At 70.7% G+C, this 22,704-nt stretch carries 23 protein-coding genes; 8 read left to right on the top strand and 15 right to left on the bottom strand.

Annotated features, from left to right (window positions below):
- Positions 1–60 precede the first annotated feature (60 nt).
- The gene (locus tag ACZ7L9_RS02980; protein WP_471411999.1) at positions 61–1,137 is read left to right on the top strand and encodes a PHP domain-containing protein; all 1,077 of its coding nucleotides are present in this window, start codon (positions 61–63) and stop codon (positions 1,135–1,137) included.
- Positions 1,138–1,141: 4 nt separating this feature from the next.
- The gene (locus ACZ7L9_RS02975) at positions 1,142–1,723 is read left to right on the top strand and encodes a VOC family protein (RefSeq protein ID WP_471411997.1); all 582 of its coding nucleotides are present in this window, start codon (positions 1,142–1,144) and stop codon (positions 1,721–1,723) included.
- Here the strand turns inward: ACZ7L9_RS02975 and ACZ7L9_RS02970 are convergent.
- From ACZ7L9_RS02970 to ACZ7L9_RS02940, 7 genes are all read right to left on the bottom strand, one after another.
- Complete coding sequence (locus tag ACZ7L9_RS02970; RefSeq protein ID WP_471412755.1) at positions 1,713–2,723, bottom strand: LLM class F420-dependent oxidoreductase; 1,011 nt, start codon at positions 2,721–2,723, stop codon at positions 1,713–1,715. The genes ACZ7L9_RS02975 and ACZ7L9_RS02970 overlap by 11 nt on opposite strands.
- 122 nt (positions 2,724–2,845) lie before the next feature.
- Positions 2,846–3,661: a hypothetical protein gene (locus ACZ7L9_RS02965; protein WP_471411995.1), complete on the bottom strand. Its 816-nt coding sequence runs from the start codon at positions 3,659–3,661 to the stop codon at positions 2,846–2,848.
- A 192-nt stretch (positions 3,662–3,853) separates the two neighbouring features.
- Positions 3,854–4,798, bottom strand: a complete 945-nt coding sequence (locus ACZ7L9_RS02960; RefSeq protein ID WP_471411993.1) for an N-acetylmuramoyl-L-alanine amidase — start codon at positions 4,796–4,798, stop codon at positions 3,854–3,856.
- Between the two features lie 80 nt (positions 4,799–4,878).
- Complete coding sequence (locus ACZ7L9_RS02955; protein ID WP_471412754.1) at positions 4,879–5,466, bottom strand: class I SAM-dependent methyltransferase; 588 nt, start codon at positions 5,464–5,466, stop codon at positions 4,879–4,881.
- A 200-nt stretch (positions 5,467–5,666) separates the two neighbouring features.
- Positions 5,667–6,125: a PIN domain-containing protein gene (locus tag ACZ7L9_RS02950; RefSeq protein WP_471411991.1), complete on the bottom strand. Its 459-nt coding sequence runs from the start codon at positions 6,123–6,125 to the stop codon at positions 5,667–5,669.
- Positions 6,115–6,384, bottom strand: a complete 270-nt coding sequence (locus tag ACZ7L9_RS02945) for a type II toxin-antitoxin system Phd/YefM family antitoxin (RefSeq protein WP_471411989.1) — start codon at positions 6,382–6,384, stop codon at positions 6,115–6,117. Before ACZ7L9_RS02945 ends, ACZ7L9_RS02950 begins: the two co-directional genes overlap by 11 nt.
- 356 nt (positions 6,385–6,740) lie before the next feature.
- Positions 6,741–7,046: a hypothetical protein gene (locus tag ACZ7L9_RS02940; protein WP_471412805.1), complete on the bottom strand. Its 306-nt coding sequence runs from the start codon at positions 7,044–7,046 to the stop codon at positions 6,741–6,743.
- Here ACZ7L9_RS02940 and ACZ7L9_RS02935 point away from each other — a divergent pair.
- Complete coding sequence (locus ACZ7L9_RS02935; RefSeq protein WP_471411987.1) at positions 6,976–7,374, top strand: Scr1 family TA system antitoxin-like transcriptional regulator; 399 nt, start codon at positions 6,976–6,978, stop codon at positions 7,372–7,374. The two genes, ACZ7L9_RS02940 and ACZ7L9_RS02935, sit on opposite strands and share 71 nt — an antisense overlap.
- A gap of 6 nt (positions 7,375–7,380) precedes the next feature.
- Positions 7,381–7,596: a DUF397 domain-containing protein gene (locus ACZ7L9_RS02930; protein ID WP_471411985.1), complete on the top strand. Its 216-nt coding sequence runs from the start codon at positions 7,381–7,383 to the stop codon at positions 7,594–7,596.
- 187 nt (positions 7,597–7,783) lie between these two features.
- On the opposite strand, the gene ACZ7L9_RS02925 is transcribed toward ACZ7L9_RS02930, so the two are convergent.
- Genes ACZ7L9_RS02925 through ACZ7L9_RS02915 form a run of 3 tightly spaced genes read right to left on the bottom strand, consistent with a single transcriptional unit; the run spans position 7,784 to position 11,468 of the window.
- Entirely contained in the window at positions 7,784–9,127 is a 1,344-nt protein-coding gene (locus ACZ7L9_RS02925; RefSeq protein WP_471411983.1) for a M20/M25/M40 family metallo-hydrolase, read from the bottom strand.
- Positions 9,124–10,515, bottom strand: coding sequence for a cytosine permease (locus ACZ7L9_RS02920; protein ID WP_471411981.1), 1,392 nt, complete (start codon positions 10,513–10,515; stop codon positions 9,124–9,126). Before ACZ7L9_RS02920 ends, ACZ7L9_RS02925 begins: the two co-directional genes overlap by 4 nt.
- Complete coding sequence (locus ACZ7L9_RS02915; protein WP_471411979.1) at positions 10,515–11,468, bottom strand: DUF1177 domain-containing protein; 954 nt, start codon at positions 11,466–11,468, stop codon at positions 10,515–10,517. The genes ACZ7L9_RS02920 and ACZ7L9_RS02915 overlap by 1 nt, the downstream gene beginning before the upstream one ends.
- Positions 11,469–11,623: 155 nt before the next feature.
- On the opposite strand from ACZ7L9_RS02915, the gene ACZ7L9_RS02910 reads away from it, so the two are divergent.
- On the top strand, positions 11,624–12,454 hold the full coding sequence (locus ACZ7L9_RS02910) for an IclR family transcriptional regulator (protein ID WP_471411977.1): 831 nt from the start codon (positions 11,624–11,626) through the stop codon (positions 12,452–12,454).
- 29 nt (positions 12,455–12,483) lie between these two features.
- Positions 12,484–13,212, top strand: a complete 729-nt coding sequence (gene pepE, locus ACZ7L9_RS02905) for a dipeptidase PepE (protein ID WP_471412752.1) — start codon at positions 12,484–12,486, stop codon at positions 13,210–13,212.
- Here the strand turns inward: pepE and ACZ7L9_RS02900 are convergent.
- Entirely contained in the window at positions 13,175–14,971 is a 1,797-nt protein-coding gene (locus tag ACZ7L9_RS02900) for an MFS transporter (protein ID WP_471411975.1), read from the bottom strand. The genes pepE and ACZ7L9_RS02900 overlap by 38 nt on opposite strands.
- A 269-nt stretch (positions 14,972–15,240) precedes the next feature.
- Between ACZ7L9_RS02900 and ACZ7L9_RS02895 the strand changes: the two genes are divergently transcribed.
- Both ACZ7L9_RS02895 and ACZ7L9_RS02890 read left to right on the top strand, forming a co-directional pair.
- The gene (locus ACZ7L9_RS02895; protein ID WP_471411973.1) at positions 15,241–17,481 is read left to right on the top strand and encodes an acyl-CoA dehydrogenase; all 2,241 of its coding nucleotides are present in this window, start codon (positions 15,241–15,243) and stop codon (positions 17,479–17,481) included.
- A 53-nt stretch (positions 17,482–17,534) separates the two neighbouring features.
- Complete coding sequence (locus ACZ7L9_RS02890) at positions 17,535–18,731, top strand: lipid-transfer protein (RefSeq protein ID WP_471412751.1); 1,197 nt, start codon at positions 17,535–17,537, stop codon at positions 18,729–18,731.
- Between the two features lie 232 nt (positions 18,732–18,963).
- Here the strand turns inward: ACZ7L9_RS02890 and ACZ7L9_RS02885 are convergent, their stop codons facing one another.
- The 4 genes from ACZ7L9_RS02885 to ACZ7L9_RS02870 are packed head-to-tail and all read right to left on the bottom strand — an operon-like array spanning position 18,964 to position 22,515.
- On the bottom strand, positions 18,964–19,596 hold the full coding sequence (locus tag ACZ7L9_RS02885) for a response regulator (RefSeq protein WP_471412750.1): 633 nt from the start codon (positions 19,594–19,596) through the stop codon (positions 18,964–18,966).
- A 5-nt stretch (positions 19,597–19,601) separates the two neighbouring features.
- A complete protein-coding gene (locus ACZ7L9_RS02880; RefSeq protein WP_471411971.1) occupies positions 19,602–20,834 on the bottom strand; it encodes a sensor histidine kinase in 1,233 nt (410 codons plus the stop codon).
- Between the two features lie 11 nt (positions 20,835–20,845).
- Positions 20,846–21,565, bottom strand: coding sequence for an ABC transporter permease (locus tag ACZ7L9_RS02875; protein ID WP_471411968.1), 720 nt, complete (start codon positions 21,563–21,565; stop codon positions 20,846–20,848).
- Complete coding sequence (locus tag ACZ7L9_RS02870) at positions 21,565–22,515, bottom strand: ABC transporter ATP-binding protein (protein ID WP_471411966.1); 951 nt, start codon at positions 22,513–22,515, stop codon at positions 21,565–21,567. The genes ACZ7L9_RS02875 and ACZ7L9_RS02870 overlap by 1 nt, the downstream gene beginning before the upstream one ends.
- Positions 22,516–22,704 lie beyond the last annotated feature (189 nt).

The following is a 22,704-nucleotide window of genomic DNA, read 5'->3' as shown; positions in this document are numbered from 1 at the left end:
GGTGCTGAGCCAAGCTGGAAAGGGCGGCCGTTGTGTCCGGCGGCCCCGGTGGAGGTGTCGATGGAGCCAGTCCGCGCCCTGAAACGGATCGCTTTCCTGCTGGAACGCGGCGGGGCCGACACCTACCGCGTCCAGGCGTTCCGCACGGCCGCCGCCGCAGTCGCGGCGATGGCGGACGGCGAGGCCGCACAGCGGGTGGTGGACGGCTCGCTGGAGTCGGTCAAGGGCATCGGGCCGAAGACCGCGCAGGTGATCCGCGAGGCGGTGGCCGGAGAAGTACCCGGCTACCTGCAACGGCTGGAGGAGGAGGCCGCCGCTCCGCTGCCCGAGGGCGGCGAGCGCCTCCGCGCCCTGCTGCGCGGCGACTGTCATCTCCACTCCGACTGGTCGGACGGCGGCAGCCCGATCGAGGAGATGGGACGCACCGCGGCGGAACTGGGCCATGAGTGGGCGGTTCTCACCGACCACTCGCCCCGGCTGACCGTGGCGAACGGGCTCTCCCCGGAGCGGCTGCGCCGGCAGCTGGCGGCGATCGCCGAGCTCAACGCGGGCTGGGCGCCGTTCCGGCTGCTCACCGGCATCGAGTGCGACATCCTCCCCGACGGCTCCCTCGACCAGGAGGAGGAGCTGCTGGAGCAGCTGGACGTCGTGGTGGTCTCCGCCCACTCCAAGCTGCGGATGGACCCCGCCCCGATGACCAGGCGCCTGCTCGCGGCCGTCCGCCATCCGCGGGCGAACATCCTCGGACACTGCACCGGGCGGCTGATCACCGGCCGGGGGCGCCCGGAATCACGCTTCGACGCGGACGAGGTCTTCGCCGCCTGCGCGGAGGCGGGCACGGCGGTCGAGATCAACAGCCGGCCCGAACGGCTCGACCCGCCCCGCCGGCTCCTGCGCCGCGCCGTCGACGCGGGCACCCTGTTCGCCATCGACACCGACGCCCACGCGCCCGGACAGCTCGACTGGCAATTCCACGGCTGCGCCCGCGCCGAGGAGTGCCAGGTACCGGCCAAACGCGTCGTCACGACATGGCCGGCCGACGAACTGCTGGCCTGGTCGAGCGGGGGCACGACCCCGGAGCGGGCCCGCTCCGGGGCGGACGGGGCGGTCGGCGCAGCCCCGGGACAGGAGCGGTGAAGCCATGACGGCCACAAGCGTGCGAGGCATCGACCACATCGGGGTCACCGTCCCGGATCTGGAGACCGCGACCCTCTTCCTCGTCCGGGCGTTCGGCGCCGAGGTGCTGTACGACGCCCTGCGCCGCCACGACGGGCCGCTCGGCGGACCGGACGTCGAGCGCCGGCTCGGCGTCCCCGCGGGCACCCAGCAGCTGGCGATCCGGATGCTGGCCCTCCCCGGCGACGGGCCGGGCATCGAGCTGTTCGAGTTCCAGGGCCCCCTACGGGAACCTCCGGTGCGGCCCTGCGACTTCGGCTGGCAGCACGTGGCGCTCTACGCCGACGACCTGGACGCGGCCGTACGGAACTGTGTCGACGCGGGCGCCACGCTGCTCGCCGAGGCGCAGCCGCTGCCGGGCCCCGAGGCGGGGGCGCGCAACCGGTTCGCGTATCTGCGCACCCCGTGGGGCAGCACCCTGGTACTCCTGACCTACCCCGACCCCCAGCCCTGGGAGCGCACCGCCACACGACGACGCGTACGCCCCACCCCGGTCGCCACCCGGATCTGGCCGACGGACCCGGCCAGACCGAGCACTACTGGCTGAGCTCCGCCAGCACCCGCAAGGTGTGCGGGTCCGGCGCCGTCACCAGCAGATCGGTCACCGGCCCCTTGCGCCACAACTCCAGCCGCTCCGCGATGCGTTGACGCGGGCCGACGAGCGAGATCTCATCGGCGAACGCATCCGGCACGGCCAGCACCGCCTCCTCCTTGCGCCCTTCGAGGAAGAGCCGCTGGATCCGCCGCGCCTCCTCCTCGAAACCCATCCGCGCCATCAGATCGGCATGGAAGTTACGGGCCGCGTGCCCCATGCCCCCGATGTAGAAGCCGAGCATCGCCTTCACCGGCAGCAGTCCCTCGGCCACATCGTCACAGACCCGCGCCCGCACCATCGGCGCGATCATGAATCCGTCGGGCAGGTCCGTGAGCGACGCCTCGTACACCTCGGTGCGCAGCGGCGACCAGTACAACGGCAGCCAGCCGTCGGCGATCCGCGTCGTCTGCGCGATGTTCTTCGGCCCCTCCGCCCCGAGTAGCACGGGCAGCCGGGCCCGCAGCGGATGAGTGATCGGCTTCAGCGGCTTGCCCAGACCGGTGCCGTCCGGACCGTTGTACGGATGCGAGTGGAAGCGCCCGTCCAGCTCCACGGGGGCCTCGCGGCCGAGCACCTGGCGGATGACGTCGACGTACTCGCGGGTCGCGGTCAGCGGGCTCCCGGGGAACGGCCGCCCGTACCAGCCCTCCACCACCTGCGGCCCGGACAGCCCCAGGCCGAGCATCATCCGGCCGCCGGAGAGATGGTCGAGGGTGAGGGCGTGCATGGCGGTCGCGGTCGGGGTGCGCGCCGCCATCTGCGCGATACCGGTGCCCAGCCGGATACGGGAGGTGTGTGCGGCGATCCAGGTCAGCGGGGTGAACGCGTCGGAGCCCCAGGCCTCCGCCGTCCACACCGACGCGTACCCCAGCGCCTCCGCCTCCCGGGCGAGCTCCAGATGGGCGGGGTCCGGGCCGCGGCCCCAGTAGCCGAGGGCGAGTCCGAGCCGCATTCCGCTGCCTCCCAGCACTTCTGACGTTACGTCAGCCATCTGACGCACGGACGGAGAGTACGACAGCGGCCCCCCGCCCGGAAGGGGCGAGAGGCCGCTGTTCGTACCGTCGGCGCGTGGACTCAGCCGCGCTGGATGCCCGTGGTGTCCTGGAGCACACCGCGACGGCCGTCCTGCGTCTGGGCGATGAGCGCCGGACCGCGCTGCTCCACCGCGAGGTACCAGGTGCCGGGCGCCAGTTCGGCGATCGGCGACGGCGAGCCGTCCTCCCCGTACAGCGGGCGGGCCACCGGCACCGCGAACCAGAACGGCGTGAAGTCACCGGCCGGCGCCCCGGCCGCCGCCTGGGCCTGCTGCGGCTCCGGCTGACCGGGCTGCGGCTGCGCGCCGTACGGCTGCTGCTGACCCGGCTGCGCGCCGTACGGCTGCTGCTGGGCGCCCGGGTAGCCGTACCCCTGACCCGGCTGCGGCTGACCGCCGTACGGCGGCTGCACGGCCTGCGGACGCGGGGCGCCCAGCAGCGGAGCCTTGAGCGCGGGGACCAGCGGGGTGGCGATCGCGCCGCCCGCGAGCACGATGGTCGCGAGCAGGCCGAGGATCATGCCGGCACCCGCGTTACTGGAGTCGATCGTCGTCCAGAACGCCGTCCACAGCGCGAAGACACAGAACGCGGCCCCGAACTGTCCGAGGTCGAGGCCGACGACCTTACGGCTCGGCATGGAACGGCCCACGACGACCAGCGCCCCACCGATGATTCCGGCCAGGAAGACGCTCATGAGGAGCCCGAGGGCGTCCCAGGCGTTCGGAGCGTTGTAGTTGGAGCAGTTGAGGCCCGCAGGGCAGTCGAAACCGGAGAGGTCGAGGAAAGAGGCGATGAACAGCACCACCGCTGCTCCGATCACCACGCCGTCGCCTCGAGTGAGGGAGCGGATATTCACGTGAAGGTCCTTAGTCGGTCGTCTCGTCGGGGCGGTCGTCGCTGCCGCCTGTACGGGTACGGCGGGCATGTCACGAAGCTCGGGAGCGGCTCCCCATCCTACGGATGAATCTATCGTCTGCCTGGGCGGGTTGTGCCCCTGCCCGAACGCTGGACGCACTTCCCCCCAATTTCGCCTCAGAACTACCGCGTTCTACCCCTTGAGGTAGCTGCTGATGCCATCGGCAATGCCCTGCGCCGCCTTCTGGCGCCAGCCCTCGCTGGTGAGCAGGGCGGCATCCTTCGGATCACGCATATTGCCGCATTCGATGAACACTTTGGGCACGGTCGACAAATTCAGTCCGCCCAGATCCTTACGGATGTCCAACCCGCTATTGCCGCCGACGTAATTGGAAGGCGCACTTCCGGTATCGCGGACGAAGAGACCGGCGATCCGGGTGCCGAGATCGCGCGACCGTTCGACGATCTTCGAAGTGTCCGCCTTCCCGCCCTGTACCAGCCCGGGAAGGATCACATGGAAGCCGCGGTTGCCGGCCGCAGAACCGTCCGCGTGCACCGAGACCACCGCGTCGGCCTCGGCCTCGTTGCCGATCCGGGCACGCTCGTCGACGCAGGGCCCGTACGGACGGTCGTTGTCCTGCGTCAGCACGACGTTCGCGCCCTGCGCCTGCAGGAGCGTGCGCAGCCGGTGCGACACGTCGAGGGTGAACCGGGCTTCCGCGTAACCGGAGTTGGTCGACGTCCCGGTGGTGTCGCACTCCTTGCGCGTGGTGCCGATGTCCACCTGGCGGTTGATCTCGCGGGTGTGCAGATGATTGTTCGGGTTGTGCCCGGGGTCGATGACGACGGTCTTCCCGGACAACGGCCCGGTTGCCCGGCCGCCCGTGGACTTCGAGGGCTTCGCGGACGGGCCGGGGGTGGCGGATGCGTTCCCCGGCGCGGGAGCGCTCTTCGACGGCGAGGCCGACGGCGGCACGGCGGAGGTACCACTGCCGCCCTGCCGGGGCCGGGCCTGCGCCCCGCCGCCGTCATCGCCCGCGCCGCAGCCCACGGCGGTCAGGCACACGGCTGCGAGCGCGGCGGCGGCGAGCAGGGGCCGGCGGCGCTGGGTGGGGGGAACGCTCTCGTCGTACGGCACCCCGCGATGCTATCGGGGCGCCTTCGGCCGACCGGCCCGGATGCCCGCACCTGTGCCTCCGTCCCCGTCCCCGGCCCGGCTCAGATCCCCGTTCCGGTACGCCTCAGGACCCGCAGCGAATCCGTCACCGAGACCTCGGCGAAAGCGCCGGAGGCCAGCGCCCGCAGATAGACCCGGTACGGGGCCTGGCCCCCGTGCGCGGGGTCCGGGAACACATCGTGGATCACCAGCAGCCCGCCCTCCGCGACATGCGGCGCCCAGCCCTCGTAATCACCGTTCGCATGCTCGTCGGTGTGACCGCCGTCGATGAAGACGAGGCCGAGCTTCCCGCCCCACATAGCCGCGACCTGCCCGGACCGTCCGACCAGTGCCACGACATGGTCTTCGAGACCCGCCGCGTGCAGGGTCCTGCGGAAGGTCGGCAACGTGTCCATCCGGCCGACCTCAGGGTCCACCACGGTCGGGTCGTGGTACTCCCAGCCGGGCTGCTGCTCCTCGCTGCCGCGATGGTGGTCGACGGTGAGAGCCGTCACACCGGCCGCCCGCGCGGCGTCGGCGAGCAGGATGGTCGAGCGCCCGCAGTACGTCCCGACCTCAAGGACCGGCAGCCCCAGCGCGGCGGCCTCGACGGCGGCCCGGTACAGCGCGAGCCCCTCGACCACCGGCATGAAGCCCTTGGCTGCCTGGAAGGCGGCGAGAATCTCCGGCTCGGGCTCGACGACGGACTCGACGGGCACGGGTTCCTCCTGGTGGGGACGGTTCTACGGGGCACGCGTTCGACGGCGCCCCATCGTGCCGTACGCGCCCGCCGGGGGCGTCGGCGGGGGCGTACGAGGGGTGAGCCCGGGTCGGGGCACGCCCCGACGGCCTATCGATCGTGGAGGACCCGCGGTCGCGTGACGGGGACGACGGTGAGCAGGTCGTCCAGCCCCTTGAAGTCGTCGGGGTTCGTGGTGAAGAGCGGAAGCTCCTCGGCGACGGCGATGGACGCGATCATCAAGTCGGCCACTCGGCGCCGCGGTCTGCGGCCGGCACCGATCACGGCAGCACAGACCCTGCCATAGATCCGGGCTGCCTCCGCGTCGAAGGGGATCGGGTCGAACTCGTTCTCGGCGCGCTGAAGGACATCGAGCCGTCGGGCCCGCTCGGCGTATTCGTCGTAGTCGCCCTGCTCTTCGTTCCGCCGCACCTCGTGCGGTCCGGCGGAGAGCTCGGCCAGGGTGATGGCGCTGATCGCCACCTCGGCAGGAAGCTCCTCAGGATTCACCCACCTGCGAAGAATCATGATGTTGGTGTCCAGCAGACCCTGATCGTACTCAGCGTGCATAGGGATCGTCCGGCCTCTGCTCGGCGGTGGACTCCTGATCCGCCCGGAAGGCGTCCAGCGAGATGTCGGGAGACGTACGGGACATGGCTGTGAACTCGCCGCGCGGGACGAACCGCCTGCGTCGGCGCAGCGGGATCAGCTCGCCGATGCGATGTCCGTCCCGCGTGACGGTGAACGCCTGCCCGTCCTGGACGGCGTCCATGATCTCTTTGGACCTGTTGCGCAGGTCGCGTTGAGTGATCTCCTGTTGTGCTGCCATGGCATCCACAGTAACGAGCGGTGCTACCAGGTGACACTGGATGTCACACCACGGTGTGCGTTTCCTCGCGGCCGGCGTCAGCCGGGGTTCGCTCGATGACGAGGTAAGGATCAGGCGTTCGACGCCTTCGGTGCGACTACGACAGGCTGTGTCTGCCGATTCGGTCGGCAGCGTTGCGCCCAGCGGACCGCGAGCGGAGCGGCCAGGCCCGTCAGGGCGAACAGGGCTCCGGCGACATACCAGCCGGGGCGGCCCCAGATGATGCAGAGCGAGATGAGCAGGCCCGCTGAGGTCTGGTGTCCGGCAGCAGATGGGGCATGACGTGGCTCCGCTTCTGCGTCGACAGTAAGGACCGGTCAAGCTTGTTGCATATTACTTGCAAGAGCAAGGTGGTTGCGATGAATCTCCGAGGCTCGGTGGATCGCAGACGGCCCTCGGGGCAGTCCCCGGCGCGGTCGCAGGGAGCCGTCGTCTTCGGCGAAGAGGTTGATGCGTCCTCGCAGTTCGGTTGTCCACTCGTCGATCTCTTGGCGAGTGGTGGTGCCGAGCCGGAGGTTGAGGGCGGCATCGGCGGCTTGATCCGCGGTTCCGATGTCCAGGGGGAGGTTGGTGGTGCCGGGACCGGTCGGTCCCGACGGCTGGCCTGTCGTGGGGTCTGTCATGGGGGGCTCCTGGCACGGGGGCGTAGGGGGAGGCCACGCGCGCGGGGTGGTTCCGTGCTCCGGCAGTTGCTCAGTGCACTCTGATGGCAACCAACCCTTCAAACCGGGTGCACACTCCGGGATGAACGGGCCGTTCGTCGTCCTGCATTTCCCGGACCGAGTTGTCCTCAAGCCCATCGTGTACCTGGAGAATCTGGCGGACGCATGGGTCACCAGGCGAGACGACAACGTCGAGCGGTACGACGATGCGTTCACCGACCTGTCCGCTCTTGCTCCTGGACCACAGGAGTCCCTGAGTCCGATCCAGACGGCGATCAAGGAGCTATGAACATCCATGAGCATCACGGCTGAGACCCTGCGCGGAGCCGACTGGTTCAAGTCGAGCCACAGCAACGACCAAGGCGGAAACTGCGTCGAGGGCGCCCGCCTCGCTGGGCACAAGATGGCCGTCCGCGACTCCAAGGACCCCGAGCAGGGGGTGTGCGTCTTCCCGGCCGTCGCCTGGCTCGCGTTCGTCGACGAAGTCAAAGCCGCCGGCACCGTTGCCTGATGGCACCTGGACGAAGGTCCCTGCCAGAGGTTGGCAGGGACCTTCGTCGCGTCGGCGGACCGGGAAGGATCCCCGAGCGGCGCCACATCGTGCCGTACGCCCCCGCCGAACGGAAGTCGCGTTCGGCGGGGGCGTACGGGGGGTGAGCCCGGGGCGGGGCGCCCCCGACGGGGCTGCGATGTGGAGGTCAGCAGCTCTGCCAGAGTCGGGTCATGACGCGGACGCCGAAGCGCAGGCCCTCCAGCGGGACGCGTTCGTCCACGCCGTGGAAGAGACGGCCGTAGTCCAGGTCGTGCGGGAGCTTGAGGCCCTTGAAGCCGAAGCAGCGGATGCCGAGGTGGGTGAAGGCCTTGGCGTCGGTGCCGCCGGGGTTGCAGTACGGGACCGGGTGGCCGTCCGGGTCCTCGGCGCGTACGGCTTCGCACATGGCGTCGACCAGCGGGCCGTCGAACGTCGTCTCCAGCGCGATGTCGTGGTTGACCCACTCGCGGGTGACCGAGGGGAGGAGGAGCTCGTCGATCGTGTCGGTCAACTCCTGCTCGTGGCCCGGGAGGAAGCGGCCGTCGACCCGGGCCGTCGCCTTTCCGGGGATGACGTTGGTCTGGTAACCGGCGTCGAACATGGTGGGGTTCGCCGAGTTGCGCAGCACCACCTGCATGAAGTCGGAGACCGGGCCCAGCCGGGCGAGGCTGCCCTCGATGTCGTTCTCGTCGAACTCGACACCGTAGAGGCGGGCCGCCTCTTCGAGCAGGGCGCGGACCGGTGCGATCAGGCGGATCGGGAAGGTCGCGCGGCCGATGCGGGTCAGCGACTCGGCGAGGTCGGTGACGGCGTTCTCGTCGTTGGGGGACGAGCCGTGGCCGGCCCGGCCGGTGGCGGTCAGCTCCATCCAGGCCATGCCGCGCTGGGCGTTCTCGATCGGGTAGAGGCGCCGGGTGTCGTCGATGGCGAAGGAGAAGCCGCCGCCCTCGCCGATCGCTTCGGTGACCCCGGCGAAGAGCTCCGGGCGGTGCTCGACCAGCCAGTGGGCGCCGAACTTCCCGCCCGCTTCCTCGTCGGCGAGGAAGGCGAGGACCAGATCGCGCGACGGCCTGGTGCCGGTACGGGCGAAGTGACGGGCGGTGGCCAGCATGACGGCCACCGTGTCCTTCATGTCGATCGCGCCGCGGCCCCAGAGGTAGCCGTCGCGGATCTCGCCGGAGAACGGCGGGACCTGCCACTCGGAGGCGTCGGCGGGCACCACGTCCAGATGACCGTGGACGAGGAGCGCACCGCGCTCCGGGTCGCTGCCCGCGATCCGGGCGATGACATTGGCGCGGCCCGGCGCGGACTCGACCAGTTCCGAGTCGATGCCCACCTCGGCGAGGCGGCTCACCACCCACTCGGCGCTCGCGCGCTCGTCGCTGGTGGGGTTGGAGGTGTCGAACCTGATCAGTTCGGCGCAGAGTTCGATGACCTCGTCCTGGGCCTCGTCGGAGGCCGGGACGAAGAAGGCCGTGGGGCCGGGGGTGGTGGGGTCGGGGGTGCTCATGCTGCTCCCACAGTGGTTGTCGCGGGGGCGGCGGGGGCGGCGGCGTCGTCCTCGTCGTCCAGGGTGGAGGTGCCGTACGGCTTCACCCAGCCCAGCAGGCCGAGGACGCTGTACAGGATGAAGGCGGTGGCCAGCGAGTTCAGGGCCGGGATGCCGCCGTCGAAGAACTTGCCGACGCAGAACGCCGCGATCCAGATGGCGATGGACATCGGTACCCAGGTCGGCGACGACTTCGGCAGCGTCTCGGACTCCCGGGTGTCGTCCAGCGGCTTGCGCATCCGCTTCACGACCCAGTACTCGGCCACGATGATGCCGCCGATCGGCGGGATGGCGACGCCGAGGACGGAGAGGAACTCGGTGAAGTGGGTCATGATCCCGACCGCGGACAGGACCGTGCCCGCGATGCCGAGGACGATCGTGACCGCGCCGCGGTGCAGCCGCTTGCCGAAGACGACCTGGAAGAAGTTGACGACACCGAGCGAGGAGCCGTACAGGTTCCAGTCGTTGATCTTCGCGGTGGACATCAGGACGACGACGACGCCGAAGGCACCGGAGGTGGAGAGCACGATGTGCGAGACCTCGTTGCTCTTGACCAGGTGACCCAGGAGCACACCGGTCATGCCGACGATGTACTCGGACAGGATCATCGACGAGGCGCTCTGCACGAAGACGTGCGAGCCCTTCCGGTTGTACCGGGTCATCTCCGGGGCCACGATCGCACCGGTCATGAAGCCGCCCGCGATGGCGGTGGCGGCGACGGCGAGCGGGATCGTCGGGCCGGGGGCCGGCGAATGGATCAGGTCGCCGAGGGAGTGGTCCTTCAGCGTCGAGACGATCGACCAGGCGACCATCGCGAAGAAGAGCGGGGTCACGATCTTGGCGAAGACGGCCATGTACTTGAAGCCGAAGATCACCAGGGCGGTGATGGCGATGCCCGCCAGTACGCACCACATCCAGGACGGGCCGCCGACCAGCGCCGAGACGCTGTTGCCGAAGATCGTGTTCTGGACGCCGAACCAGCCGACGAGGCTGACCGCGATGACGAAGCTGACCAGCGCTGAGCCGTTGCGGCCGAAGCCTACCCAGCGGGTCAGCATCGGGGTCGCCAGACCCTCGCGCATTCCGGCCAGACCGATTGCGAAGATCACGATCTCCAGGATCACCGCGCCGAGAGTGAAGGCGAGGAAGGCGCCCTTGAAGGTCATGCCGACACCGATGGTGGCGCCGAGGGTGAACTGCGAGATCGAGCCGGACTGGGCCAGCCACTGCAGCAGCATGGACCAGAAGCCGAAGCGCTTGTCGCGCGGGACGCGGGAGAGCGCGTAGTCGTCGCTGCCGATGCTCTTGGCCTCGTGGGCCACGGCCTCGGCCTGCGGGGCGGCTGCCATCAGGACTCCTGGGGGGTGCGGCCGAAGGTCTGCAGGTGAGCCAGCGACCCGTAGCGGTTGACGAGGTTGTCGAACTCCACCGCGTCGTGGAAGTCCAGGTGGCCGCTGCCGTAGGCCTTGGCGACCTCCACGGCGTAGCGGGCGGCGGACGCGATGTCGCTCTCGTGGCTCGCGCCCGTACCGCAGCCCGGTACCGCGGCGGCCGAGGTGATGGCCAGGCCGACGACCGGGGCGGCCGTCGCGGTGGAGGGCTGCAGGATCGAATTGATGTGGTGTGCACCGTTACCGTACGGGGTGATGTCCTGCGTGGTCACCGGGTACGTGACCAACGGCTCACCGGTCACCACGGCCAGCAGCTCGCCGAGCTGCTCGCTGACCCGGAGCACCCAGCCCTCCTTGACGGTGGGCGACAGGGCGAGGCCCTTGTGGTTGATGATCCGGTTGCCCTTGGTGGTGTCGATGGAGAGCACGGCCTCCATCTCGCCGGTCACCTCGTGACGGTTCATGGTGGCGATGTCGACGGGCGAGCCCATGAACGGCACCGGGTCGTGCGGCTCGGTCGGCGCGTTCGGGCAGATGTGGGTGGCGACGATGACGTCGCCGAGCAGCACGTCGCCGCGGCGTCGCATGTCGAGCAGCTTCGCGGCGGTGGCGAGGGCGGAGACCGCACCGTCGGCGTCGGAGACCATGCCGGTCACCTCGGGCCGGGCGCCGATGCCGCCGAGCCGGCCCACCACGCCCAGCGTGCGGGCGCCGCCCCCGGACGTACGCCCTTGGGCGCCCGGGATACGGACCATCACGAAGTCCGTCGAGCCACGCTCGCCGGCGACCGTGGTGACCTGCGCGGACGAACCCTCGGCCCCGCTGACGGAGTCGAGGTACTCGGCGACCGTCTTGCCATTGACCTGGGGATCGTCCAGCAGATCGACGATGTCCAGCACGTACTTCAACATGGGGCCCTACTTTCTCGCTCATCCGGGCACCCGGGCCGAGACGCTCGACGGGGGGAAGCGCGGGGCGGGGTGCTGACGCAACATTCGGGATCCGATAGCGTTGAACGCAACTGTTTCCCGTTATTTGCAATTCAGGTCTGAATGGTGAGATGACGATGGCGGACTTCGATCTGGACCGGCGCACCCCCGCCGGTGCTCTGCAAACCGTCGACCGGGCGCTCCTCGTACTGCTCGCCTTCGAGCGGACCCGGCCCGACTGGGGCGTCACCGAGGTCGCCGAGGAGTTCGGCTGGGACACCTCGGTGGCCCAGCGGCTGCTCGCCACCCTGGCCGGGCGCGGCTTCCTGGTCTCCGACCCGGCCACCCGCCGCTACCGCATCGGCCCCGCCGTGCTGCGCCTGGGCAGGCTCTGGGAGCGTTCCGGATCGCTGGAGCTGCTGGCCGGGCCGGTGCTGGAGGAGCTGCGCCGGGCCACCGGCGACACTGTCCTGTTCTGCCTGCCGGACAGCTTCCATATGCGGTGCGTCGCCGCGGAGGAGGGGGAGGCCGGGCCGCTGCGCTACTACCCCCTGGTCGGCGAGCTCTACCCGGCGCACGCCGGGGCGACCAGCAAGTCGTACTACGCGTATCTGCCCGACGAGCAGCGCCACCGGCTCTTCCGGGGCCGCCCGATGGCCCGCTTCACCGACCGGACGGTCACCGACCCGGACCGGCTGGAGGAGGAGTTCCTCAAGGTTCGCGCCCAGGGTTACGCCTGGACGGTCGGTGAGTACGACACCGGTATCGCGACCGTCGCCGTGCCGGTGTTCCTCGGGCGTGAACCGTACGGGAGCCTCAGCCTCGGCGGGGCCGAGGAACTCTTCCGCGGGGCGCCGGAGGACCGGCTCGACGCACTGCGCCACGCGGCCCAGTTGCTGGAGAGGCGCCTCACCCAGCCTCCGCAGCGCCCGAAGCCGCGCGCCCGTCGCTCCCGCACCACCACCTGATGATCCAGAACAGAACCAAGAGGAACCCTGTGAATCTGCTGCTGCTCTCCAACTCCACCCAGTGCGGCCGCGGTTATCTGGAACACGCCCTCGACACCGTCACCGCGTTCCTGCCCTCCGGCGCCCGGCTGGCCTTCGTGCCGTACGCGCTCGCCGACTACACCGCGTACACCGCACGCGTCCGCGATGCCCTCACGCCGTCCGGCATCACCGTCCGCGGGGTCCATGAGAACGCCGACCCGGTCGCCGAACTCACCGCGTCCGATGCCGTGTTCATCGGCGGCGGGAACTCCTTCCGGCTGCTGAGCGCCCTGTACCGGACCGGTCTGCGGGACGCGGTGACCGAAGCGGTGCGGGGCGGACTGCCGTACATGGGAGCCAGCGCGGGGACGAACATGGCGGCGCCCACCCTCCGTACCACCAATGACATGCCCATCGTGCAGCCGCCGTCCTTCGAGACGCTCGGCCTCGTCCCGTTCCAGATCAACCCGCACTATCTGGACCCGGACCCGGAGAGCACCCACAAGGGCGAGACCCGCGAGGAGCGGCTCACCGAGTTCCTGGAGGAGAACGACGTGCCGGTCCTCGGCCTGCGCGAAGGGTCATGGCTGCGGGTCAACGGCCGCCAGGCCCGGGTGCAGGGTGCCCGCCCCGCCCGGCTGTTCACCCGCGGCGCGCGGCCGCAGGAGCTGCCGGCCGGGTCGGACGTCTCTCATCTGCTCACGACGACACCGCGGTTCGACGCTCCGGTGCGCTGACGGCCAGCACCAGATCGGCGTCGACCGGCAGCCCGTCGCCGGGATAGGCCGCAGGGTAGGCGCGCGGCGCGTATCCGGCGGCCGATCCGGCCAGCACGTAAGCGCCGCCGGACGGGGCGGCCAGCATGAAATGGCCCTCCTCGTCCGCCACGGTGAGCCCGGCCTGCCGGCCCCGGTGGTCGATCAGCGTGACGTTGGCGCGGGCAACCGGCGTACCGTCCGTGTCCAGCACCCGGCCGCGGAAGCCGCCGGAGCCGGTGACGGGGCGGGACGTGGAGAGTACGGGGGCCGACGTGTCGTCCTCGCTGCTCGCCGACAACGCCGGGCGCATCGCCTCGCGCTGCGACGGCAGGAACGCGGCCAGCGCCAGCCCGACCACCACCGCGCCCGTCGCGATCCCGAACGAGATGCGGAACCCCTCCATCGACGGCAGCGGCACCCCGCCCGTCCGTACCGAGGTGTTCGCCAGCACCATGCCGATCACGGCGCTCGACACCGACGTACCGATCGACCGCATCAGAGTGTTCAGGCCGTTGGCCGCACCCGTCTCGGACGGATCGACGGCCCCGATGATCAGCGCGGGCAGCGAGGAGTACGCGAGTCCGATACCGGCCCCGAGCACCACCGCGATCACCACGGTCTGCCAGGCGGCACTCATCAGCCCGAGCCCCGCCCCGTAACCGATCGCGATGATCAGCATGCCGAGCATCAGGGACACCTTGGGGCCGCGGCGCGCGGACAGCCGGGCGTACAGCGGGGCGACGAACATCATCGTCAGGCCGAGCGGCGCCACGCACAGCCCGGCGACCACCATCGACTGCCCGAGACCGTATCCCGTCGACGTCGGCAGCTGGAGCAGCTGCGGCAGAACCAGGGACACGGCGTAGAAGGCGACCCCGACCATGATCGAGGCGAGGTTGGTGAGCAGCACCTCGCGCCGGGCGGTGGTCCGCAGATCGACCAGCGGCGCCGGGTTGCGCAGCTCGAAGAGGCCCCACAGGACGAGAATCACCAGGGCGGCGGCGATCAGACCGAGCGTGGTTCCCGAAGTCCAGCCCCAGTCACTGCCCTTGGTGATGGGCAGCAGCAGACAGACCAGCCCGAGCGAGAGCCCGAGTGCGCCGGTGAGATCGAAACGGCCGGGGGCGCGCAGCGTGGTCTCGGGGACGACGAGGACGGTGAGCGCCATCGACAGCACACCGAGACCGGCCGCACCGAAGAACAGGGTGTGCCAGTCGGAGTGCTGGGCGACCAGCGCGGCGGCGGGCAGGGCGAGTCCGCCGCCCACCCCGATCGACGAACTCATCAGCGCCATTGCCGAGCCGAGCTTCTCGCGCGGCAGTTCGTCACGCATGATGCCGATGCCCAGCGGGATGGCGCCCATGGCGAAGCCCTGGAGCGCGCGCCCCACGATCATGACGACGAGATCGTCGGTGAAGGCGCATATCAGTGAACCGATCACCATCACGGCGAGACTGGCGAGCAGCATCTTGCGCTTGCCGTAGAGATCGCCGAGCCGCCCCATGATCGGTGTCGCGACGGCCCCCGCCAGCAGGGTCGCGGTCATCACCCAGGTGGCGTTGGACGGATCGGTGTGCAGAAGGGCGGGCAGATCCTTGATGACGGGGACGAGCAGGGTCTGCATCACCGCGACGGTGATGCCCGCGAAGGCGAGCACGGGGACGACCCCGCCACCCGCCCTGCGCGGCCGCGGATCGGGGAGTTCCCCGGTGTGCTGTCCGTTCGTCGTCTGTGGCATACGTGTGGCCTCCGGGCGGCGTGATCGAGGGTCTGTCGAGAAGTCGGAACAGGCGTGCGGGTCCCGGGCGGGCAGCGCCGACCGCCAAGTGTGTGCACGGTGAACCTTCCGCATGTCCGGGGTATTCCGGTGAACGAGGAGCGAACGGGGGCACAACCGCGCACTCGGCCCGGAGCGTGCGGCGATCCGACCGCCACCTGACCTTCCATCAGAATGAAACGTGTTCTACTCTTGCGCCGTTCCAGTGGCTGCGACCGGCGAGGATCCGCATGGGCATCGGAATCACCGAAGAGCAGAGGGAGTTGGCGCAGGCTGTACGGGGGTGGCTGGCGCGCGCCGTACCGCCGGAGGAGATACGCAAGCTCCTCGACGCGGACGCCCCCGGGGCCCCCGGCGTGCGCCCCGGGTACTGGGACGGGCTCGCCGAACAGGGTCTCCTCGCCATCCATCTGCCCGAGGAGTACGGGGGCGGGGGCGGCCAACTCCTCGATCTGGCCGTGGTCCTGGAGGAGGCGGGCCGGGCCGCGCTTCCCGGCCCATATCTCGCGAGTGTCCTCGCCTCCGCCGTACTGCACGCGGCGGGCGCGGGCGAACCGACGAGAGAACCGGTACGTGAACCCCTGCCCGAACCGGCAAGCGAACCGGTGCGTGACCTGGTTCGCGGCCTCGCCGCCGGCACACGCGTCGGCGCCGTCGCGCTCGGCCCCGGCACCCTCACCGCCGTCGAGCACGGCGACGGCCATCTGCTCGACGGCACCGCCCCGCCCGTCCTCTCCGGCGCCGACGCCGACCTCCTCCTGCTCTCCGCCGAATCGGCCACCGGCACCCTCTGGTTCGCCGTCGACGCCGACGCCGAAGGGCTGACCACCCGTCCGCACCGCAGCGCCGACCCGACCCGCCCCACGGCCGGGATCCGCGCCGAGGGTGTACTCGTCCCCGCGGAACGCGTCGTACGGACCGACACCGCGCGCGTCCGCGACCTCGCCGCCGTCCTCTTCTCCGCCGAGGCATGCGGAACCGCGGCCAAGGCGCTGCACGCCGCGGCCGAATATGCCAAGGTCCGCGAGCAGTTCGGCCGCCCCATCGGGCAGTTCCAGGGCATCAAGCACCTCTGCGCCGACATGCTCGTACGGGTCGAGCGGGCCCGCGCGCTGGCGTGGGACGCGGCCCGCGCCGCCGAAGGGGAGGAGTCCCCGGACGTACGTTCAATGGTCGCCGCCCTCGCCGCGTCGGACGCCCTCGACGCCGCGTACGGCTGCGCCAAGGACTGCATCCAGATCCTCGGCGGCATCGGCTTCACCTGGGAGCACGACGCCCACCTGTATCTGCGCCGGGCCCTGATGGCCCGGCAGTTGCTGGGGGCCGGTGACGCCCACCGGCTGCGGGCCGTCCGGCTGGCCGAGGGCGGGGCACGCCGCGAACTCGCCCTCGAACTTCCCGCCGGGGCCGCGGCCTACCGGGCCGAGGCGCGCGAGGCCGTAGCCGTCGCCCGCGGCCTCGACCCGAAGGCCGCCCGCCGCGCGCTCGCGCCGACCGGCTACGCCGCCCCGTACCTCCCTGCCCCCTACGGACTGGGCGCCGGCCCCGTCCAACAGCTCGCCGTACAACAGGAGTTGAAGGAACAGGGCGTGAAGCTGAGCGATCTCGGGATCGCCACCTGGGTCGTCCCCTCGCTCATCGCCCACGGCACGGCGGCGCAGCAGGACCGCTATCTGCTGCCCACCCTGCGCGGCGAGCTCCTCTGGTGCCAGCTGTTCTCCGAGCCCGGCGCGGGCTCCGACCTCGCCTCGCTCCGGACGAGGGCGGAGCGGACCGACGAAGGCTGGCGGATCAACGGGCAGAAGGTCTGGACGAGCGCCGCCCAGTGGGCCGACCACGGAATCCTGCTGGCCAGGACCGACCCGGACGCCCCCAAGCACCGGGGGATCGGCTACTTCATCGTCGACATGAAGAACACCGAGGGCATCGACATCCGCCCGCTGAAGGAGATCACCGGCGACTCCCTCTTCAACGAGGTGTACTTCGACGACGTCCTGCTGCCCGCCGACGCCGTCGTCGGCGAGATCGACGACGGCTGGCGGGTCGCCCGCAACACCCTCGGCAACGAACGCGTCCACATGGCCGACCAGATGACCTTCGACACCGGCCTGGAGGCCCTGATCGCCCGCTCCGGCGAACTCGACGGCACATACCGGGCCCGGATCGGAGCGCTCGCGGCCGAGGCCCACGCGCTCGCCTGCATCGGACTGCGGACCACCCTGCAACAGGTCTCGGGACTCGAACCGGGCGCGGGAGCCTCCGTACGCAAGCTCGTCCAGACCGCCCACCAGCAGAAGGTCGCCGAACTGGCCCTCGAACTCCTCGGCCCGGCCGGCGCGGTCGGCGAAGGGGCGGGGGAGCGGACTCTGCACGGCTTCCTGATGTCCCGCTGTCTGACCATCGCGGGCGGCACCACCCAGGTCCAGCTCAATGTCGTCGCCGAGCGCATCCTCGGCCTCCCGCGCGATTGAATCGAAGGGACTTGCCCATGAAGCCCGTGAAGCCGATGACGTCCATAAAGCTCATGGAGGCGTACATCGTCGGTGTCGGCATGACGAAGTTCGAGAAGCCCGAAACGCGCGACTGGCAGTACTGGGACATGGCGAAGGAGGCCGGGACGGCGGCGCTCGCCGATGCCTCCCTCGCGTACGAGCAGATCCAGCAGGCCGTCGCCGGCTACTGCTTCCAGGCCTCCACCGCCGGTCAGCGCGCCGTGTACGAACTCGGACTGACCGGAGTGCCCGTCTACAACGTCAACAACAACTGCGCCACCGGCTCCACCGCGCTGATGATGGCCCGGCAGTTCGTCGAGGGCGGTGGCAGCGACTGCGTCCTCGCGCTCGGCTTCGAGAAGATGACGCGCGGCGCGCTCGGGGGCGGCGGCGCCGACGGCGGTGCCGCCGACTTCAAGACATCCCCCGTCGCCCGGCACTACGGGATCATGGCCGCCGCCCACGGTTTCGAGATGAGCCCGCCCACCGCGCAGATATTCGGCAACGCGGCCCGCGAGCACATGGAACGCTACGGGACGACCGAGGCGCAGCTCGCCGCGGTCGGCGCGAAGAATCACCGGCACTCGGTGAACAACCCGTACGCCCAGTTCCAGGACCCGTACACGGTCGAGGAGATCCTCGCCGCGAAGACCATTCACCGGCCGCTGACCAAGCTCCAGTGCTCCCCCACCTCCGACGGGGCGGCCGCCGCGGTCGTCGTGTCGGAACGGTTCGTCGAGAGTCACGGCCTGGGCGACCGGGCGGTCGAGATCGTCGCCCAGGCCATGACCACCGACACCGACGACTCCTTCGCCTCCGGCACCTGCATCGATGCCGTGGGACAGCCGATGTCGCGCGCCGCGGCCCAGCAGGTGTACGAGGCCTCGGGGCTCTCGGCCGCCGACCTCGACGTCATCGAGCTGCACGACTGCTTCTCCATCAACGAACTCCTCACCTACGAGGCGCTCGGCCTGTGCGGCGAGGGCGAGTCCGGGAAGCTCGTCGAGTCCGGGGCCACCACGTACGGCGGCCGGTGGGTGGTCAACCCGTCCGGTGGGCTGATCTCCAAGGGGCACCCGCTCGGCGCCACCGGAATAGCCCAGGCCGCCGAACTCACCTGGCAGCTCAGGGGGGAGGCGCAGGGCAGGCAGGTGGAGGACGCACGGGTCGGCCTGGCGCACAACATCGGGCTCGGCGGGGCGGCGGTGGTGACGCTGCTGCGGCGGTAGCGAGGCGATCGGCGGACGTCAGCGGGTGATCGGCGGGGGCCGGCGGACGTCAGCGGGATGATCGGCAGCCATCACGGGCGCGGCCCCCGGCGAGTCCGGTCTGGTCTCCGGCCTCGTCAACACCTCCCGCACGGCCGGCACGGTGCTGCTCGGTGGGCTGTTGCTGATGGTGCTCTGGCTGCCGCGCCACCGGACCGCTCGGCACCGACCCGGACACGACCGTCCCGGCCGCCTACAGCCACCCCTGTTGCCGCGCCGCGCGCACCGCCTCCATTCGGTTGCGCGTACCGGTCTTGCCGATCGCCGACGACAGATAGTTCCGCACCGTCGACTCGGACAGATGCAGCTTCGCCGCGATGTCGGCGATCGTCGCCCCGTCCACCGAGGCGTTCAGCGCGTCCCGCTCCCGCGCGGTCAGCGGGCTGGGACCGGCGTTGAGCGCGGCGGCGGCCAGCGCCGGGTCGATGACCGACTCGCCCCTCAGCACCCGGCGGATCGCGTCGGCGAGCTCCTCGACCGGTCCGTCCTTGACCAGGAACCCCGCCGCCCCGGCCTCCATCGCCCGGCGCAGATAGCCGGGGCGGCCGAACGTGGTGAGGATCAGCACCCGGCAGTTCGGCAACTCCTCGCGCAGATCGGCGGCGACGTCCAGGCCGCTGCGGCCCGGGAGTTCGATGTCCAGGAGCGCAACATCGGGGCGGGACAGCAGGGCCGCGTCCACGGTCTCGTCCCCCGCGGCCACCTGGGCCACCACCTCGATGTCCGGTTCCAGCCCGAGCAGCAACGCGAGCGCGCCTCGCATCATCCCCTGGTCCTCGGCGAGGAGGACGCGTACGGACGTGGTCGGACGGTGATCCTGCGGCATCTCGTTCACCGGCCCAGCGTATGGCTCGGGGCGTACCCGGCGGCCGGATTCCCGTCCGTCGGGTCCGGCCCGTCCACCGGCAGTTCGGCGGTGAGCACGAAGCCGCGCTCCGGCCCCGGGCCCGCCTTCAGGGAGCCGCCCGCCGTGGCGAGGCGCTCGGTCAGGCCGGTCAGTCCGGTGCCGCCGATGCCGGGTGTGGCCGGTGCGTCGGGGTCCGGTCCGTAGCCGTCGTCCGTGACCGTCAGCCGGACTCGTTCGGGCGTGCCGTCGACCACGAACGTGCAGGTGGTGGCGCGGGAGTGGCGTACGACATTGGTGACGGCCTCTCGCACCGCCCAGCCCAGCAGCGCTTCCGCCTGTGGGGCGAGCGGCGGTCCGGAGCGGCGGAGCACCGGTTCGATCCCGGCGGCGGTCAGCGCGGAGCGGGCCCGGTCCAGTTCGGTGGCGAGGCTCCCCTCGCGGTAGCCGGTGACGGCCTCACGGATCTCGGTGAGGGCCTGGCGGCCGACGGATTCGATGTCCGCGACCTGGAGGAGTGCCGCATCCATGTCGCGTGGTGCCAGTCGGCGCGCGGCCTCCGACTTGACCACGATCACGGAGAGCGTGTGGCCCAGCAGATCGTGCAGATCGCGGGAGAACCGCAGCCGCTCCTTCTCGACGGCGGTGCGGGCCAGTTCCTGCCGGGTCGCGCGCAGTTCCATCACGGTCTCCGCGAGGGTGAGGATCGCGGCGGTCACGGCGCCCGAGATGAAGGTGCCGTACCCGATGGTCCACGGGTCGGAGCCGCCGTTCCCGCGCCACACGGCGATGATCGTGGCCACCACGGCGAGCGAGAGCAGACCGGCGGCCAGCCGCCGGTTGCGCAGGATGGTGCCGCAGGCCAGCGAGAGCAGCGGGAAGAACAGCAGCCAGCTTCCGCCGTAGCCGATCGCGAGCCCGAACGTGACGACGGCCATCGCCGCGAGCAGCCAGTACGACACCGGGCTCTCGCGCTTCTTCTTGTCGAAGCCGCGGAACACCACGGAGATGTAGAGCGAGTTGAAGACGAACAGCCCGACACCGCCGAGCCAGGGGTTGGGCGCCTCGCCCTGGAAGAGGTTGGAGAAGGCGCCCATGCCCATCAGCAGCCAGGGCAGCAGGGTGTACGGTCCGGGCGGGCCCGGACGCCGGTTCTCACACCGCTGTGCGCGCCGTTCCCGACGCGTACGTATCCACCGATCCGTCCGGTTCCTGACCATGTCCACTCCTGTCAGACGGTCCTGGCGGACCGACGGTAAGAGATCACGGCGTACGTACCGAACAGCAGGAGCCACGCGCAGAGCACGGCGATCGTGCCGCTGCCGGGCGCGTGTCCGTCGGTGGCCGCCCAGCCCAGGTCGGCGAACCGGTTGGCGGGGGTGAACCGGCCGATCGAACGCAGCCACCCGGGAAGCAGTTCCAGCGGGAACCACAGCCCGCCGGCGATCGCGAAGCCCATCAGGCAGGCCATGTTGACGACCCCGGTGCCCTGCGGAGTGAGCCGGTAGCCGTTGCCGAGACCGAGCAGGGTGAACGGGAGCGCCCCGATCCACAGCAGCAGCGTCAGGGCGGTCCACTGCCAGGCGGACAGTCGTACCCCGTTGACCAGTCCGCCGGCCAGCAGCACCGTCAGGATCGTCGGCAGTACGGTCACCGAACCGCTGATCGCGCGGCCCACGACCGCGTGCGAAGGGGCGAGCGGGGTGACCCGCAGCTGCTGCAGCCAGCCGAGGGTCCTGTCGGAGGCGACCCCCGTACCGATCGACATGGCGGAACCCAGTGCTCCGTACGCGGCCATGCCGACCATCGAGGCCGTCTTCCAGCCGTCGTCGGCGCCACCGCCGATGTTGGTGAAGAGCAGGTACATCATCACCGGCATCCCGGTCCCGAAGATCAGGAAGAAGCCGTCACGCAGGGTCCGGCGGACCTCCAGCACGATGTAGCGGAACATCACGCGATCTCCTTCTCGGTATCGGTCGAGGCCGTCCGGGCGGCCGGTGCGGTGAGGGCGAGGAAGGCGTCCTCCAGCGTGGCCCGGGAGACCTGGAGGCCACGGATCAGGCCGAGGCGGGCCAGCTCCACGACGGTGGCGTCCGAGTCGTCCGTGTGCAGCAGCGCCCGGTCCCCGGTCACCTCGACGGTGACGACGCCGGGCAGCAGTTCCAGGCCCTCGGTCGGCCGGCCCGCCAGGTCGAAGGAGACGAGGCTGCTGCCGGCCGAGCCCCTGATCGTGTCGCCGTTCCCGTCCGCGACGATCCGGCCCCGGTCGATGACGACGATCCGGTCGGCGTTCTCGTCGGCCTCCTCCAGATAGTGGGTGGAGAACAGGACGGTGTTGCCGCGCCGGGCGTAGGCCCGCATCGACTCCCAGAACGTCCGGCGCGCCTCCACGTCCAGGGCGGCGGTCGGCTCGTCCAGGACGATCAGCTCCGGGTTGCCGGCCAGCGCGACGGCGAAACGGACGCGCTGGGTCTGGCCACCGGAGAGCTTGTCGACGCGCCGGTCCGCGTACCCGGTGACGCCCGCCAGGGAGAGCGCCTCGGCCACCGGCATCGGCCGCGGGTAGGTCGAGGCGACGAAGGTGACCAGCTCGCGGACGGTGACCCGCTGGATGGGCCGCCCGTCCTGGAGCATGGCGCCGACCAGACCGGCCCGGACCGCCTGCTCGGCGGTCCGGCCCAGTACCCGCACACTGCCGGACTCCGGCTCGTCCAGCCCCAGCAGGAGGGCGATGGTGGTGGACTTGCCCGCGCCGTTGCGGCCGAGCAGGGCGACGGTCTCGCCGCGACCGATGGACAGGTCGATCCCGTCCACGGCCCGTACGGTCCGGCCCGCCCGGCCGAAGGTCTTGACCGCCCCGGTGAGGTCCACCGCGGCCGGATTCCCCGTTGTCTGCTTCATGGCCACGACGTTACGGAAAGGGGCCCGAGGCCCGGCAGGGGTGTGTGTACGAACTTCGCGATGACATTTGTCATGGGTGAGCGACGGGCCCGGCAACTGATCTGACGTCACGTCAGCAGCGGTCTTCACAACTGCTGGACGCTGCGTTATACATGGGGCCATCGGCTAGAACGCGTTCTAGAACGGGGC

The sequence above is a fragment of the Streptomyces sp. NPDC111516 genome (assembly GCF_055635345.1).
Note: the sequence above shows the minus strand (reverse complement) of the source record. Positions and strands in the feature narration are given on the sequence as shown.

What these genes read in the sequence shown, in the direction of transcription:
- ACZ7L9_RS02980 (WP_471411999.1), top strand. Translation starts at nt 61, where the DNA reads ATGGAGCCAGTCCGCGCCCTGAAACGGATCGCTTTCCTGCTGGAACGC.
- ACZ7L9_RS02975 (WP_471411997.1), top strand. Translation starts at nt 1,142, where the DNA reads ATGACGGCCACAAGCGTGCGAGGCATCGACCACATCGGGGTCACCGTC.
- ACZ7L9_RS02970 (WP_471412755.1), bottom strand. Translation starts at nt 2,723, where the DNA reads ATGCGGCTCGGACTCGCCCTCGGCTACTGGGGCCGCGGCCCGGACCCC.
- ACZ7L9_RS02955 (WP_471412754.1), bottom strand. Translation starts at nt 5,466, where the DNA reads ATGCCGGTGGTCGAGGGGCTCGCGCTGTACCGGGCCGCCGTCGAGGCC.
- ACZ7L9_RS02950 (WP_471411991.1), bottom strand. Translation starts at nt 6,125, where the DNA reads ATGCACGCTGAGTACGATCAGGGTCTGCTGGACACCAACATCATGATT.
- ACZ7L9_RS02945 (WP_471411989.1), bottom strand. Translation starts at nt 6,384, where the DNA reads ATGGCAGCACAACAGGAGATCACTCAACGCGACCTGCGCAACAGGTCC.
- ACZ7L9_RS02935 (WP_471411987.1), top strand. Translation starts at nt 6,976, where the DNA reads ATGTCCAGGGGGAGGTTGGTGGTGCCGGGACCGGTCGGTCCCGACGGC.
- ACZ7L9_RS02940 (WP_471412805.1), bottom strand. Translation starts at nt 7,046, where the DNA reads ATGACAGACCCCACGACAGGCCAGCCGTCGGGACCGACCGGTCCCGGC.
- ACZ7L9_RS02930 (WP_471411985.1), top strand. Translation starts at nt 7,381, where the DNA reads ATGAGCATCACGGCTGAGACCCTGCGCGGAGCCGACTGGTTCAAGTCG.
- ACZ7L9_RS02925 (WP_471411983.1), bottom strand. Translation starts at nt 9,127, where the DNA reads ATGAGCACCCCCGACCCCACCACCCCCGGCCCCACGGCCTTCTTCGTC.
- ACZ7L9_RS02920 (WP_471411981.1), bottom strand. Translation starts at nt 10,515, where the DNA reads ATGGCAGCCGCCCCGCAGGCCGAGGCCGTGGCCCACGAGGCCAAGAGC.
- ACZ7L9_RS02915 (WP_471411979.1), bottom strand. Translation starts at nt 11,468, where the DNA reads ATGTTGAAGTACGTGCTGGACATCGTCGATCTGCTGGACGATCCCCAG.
- ACZ7L9_RS02910 (WP_471411977.1), top strand. Translation starts at nt 11,624, where the DNA reads ATGGCGGACTTCGATCTGGACCGGCGCACCCCCGCCGGTGCTCTGCAA.
- ACZ7L9_RS02900 (WP_471411975.1), bottom strand. Translation starts at nt 14,971, where the DNA reads ATGCCACAGACGACGAACGGACAGCACACCGGGGAACTCCCCGATCCG.
- ACZ7L9_RS02895 (WP_471411973.1), top strand. Translation starts at nt 15,241, where the DNA reads ATGGGCATCGGAATCACCGAAGAGCAGAGGGAGTTGGCGCAGGCTGTA.
- ACZ7L9_RS02890 (WP_471412751.1), top strand. Translation starts at nt 17,535, where the DNA reads ATGGAGGCGTACATCGTCGGTGTCGGCATGACGAAGTTCGAGAAGCCC.
- ACZ7L9_RS02885 (WP_471412750.1), bottom strand. Translation starts at nt 19,596, where the DNA reads ATGCCGCAGGATCACCGTCCGACCACGTCCGTACGCGTCCTCCTCGCC.
- ACZ7L9_RS02880 (WP_471411971.1), bottom strand. Translation starts at nt 20,834, where the DNA reads ATGGTCAGGAACCGGACGGATCGGTGGATACGTACGCGTCGGGAACGG.
- ACZ7L9_RS02875 (WP_471411968.1), bottom strand. Translation starts at nt 21,565, where the DNA reads ATGTTCCGCTACATCGTGCTGGAGGTCCGCCGGACCCTGCGTGACGGC.
- ACZ7L9_RS02870 (WP_471411966.1), bottom strand. Translation starts at nt 22,515, where the DNA reads ATGAAGCAGACAACGGGGAATCCGGCCGCGGTGGACCTCACCGGGGCG.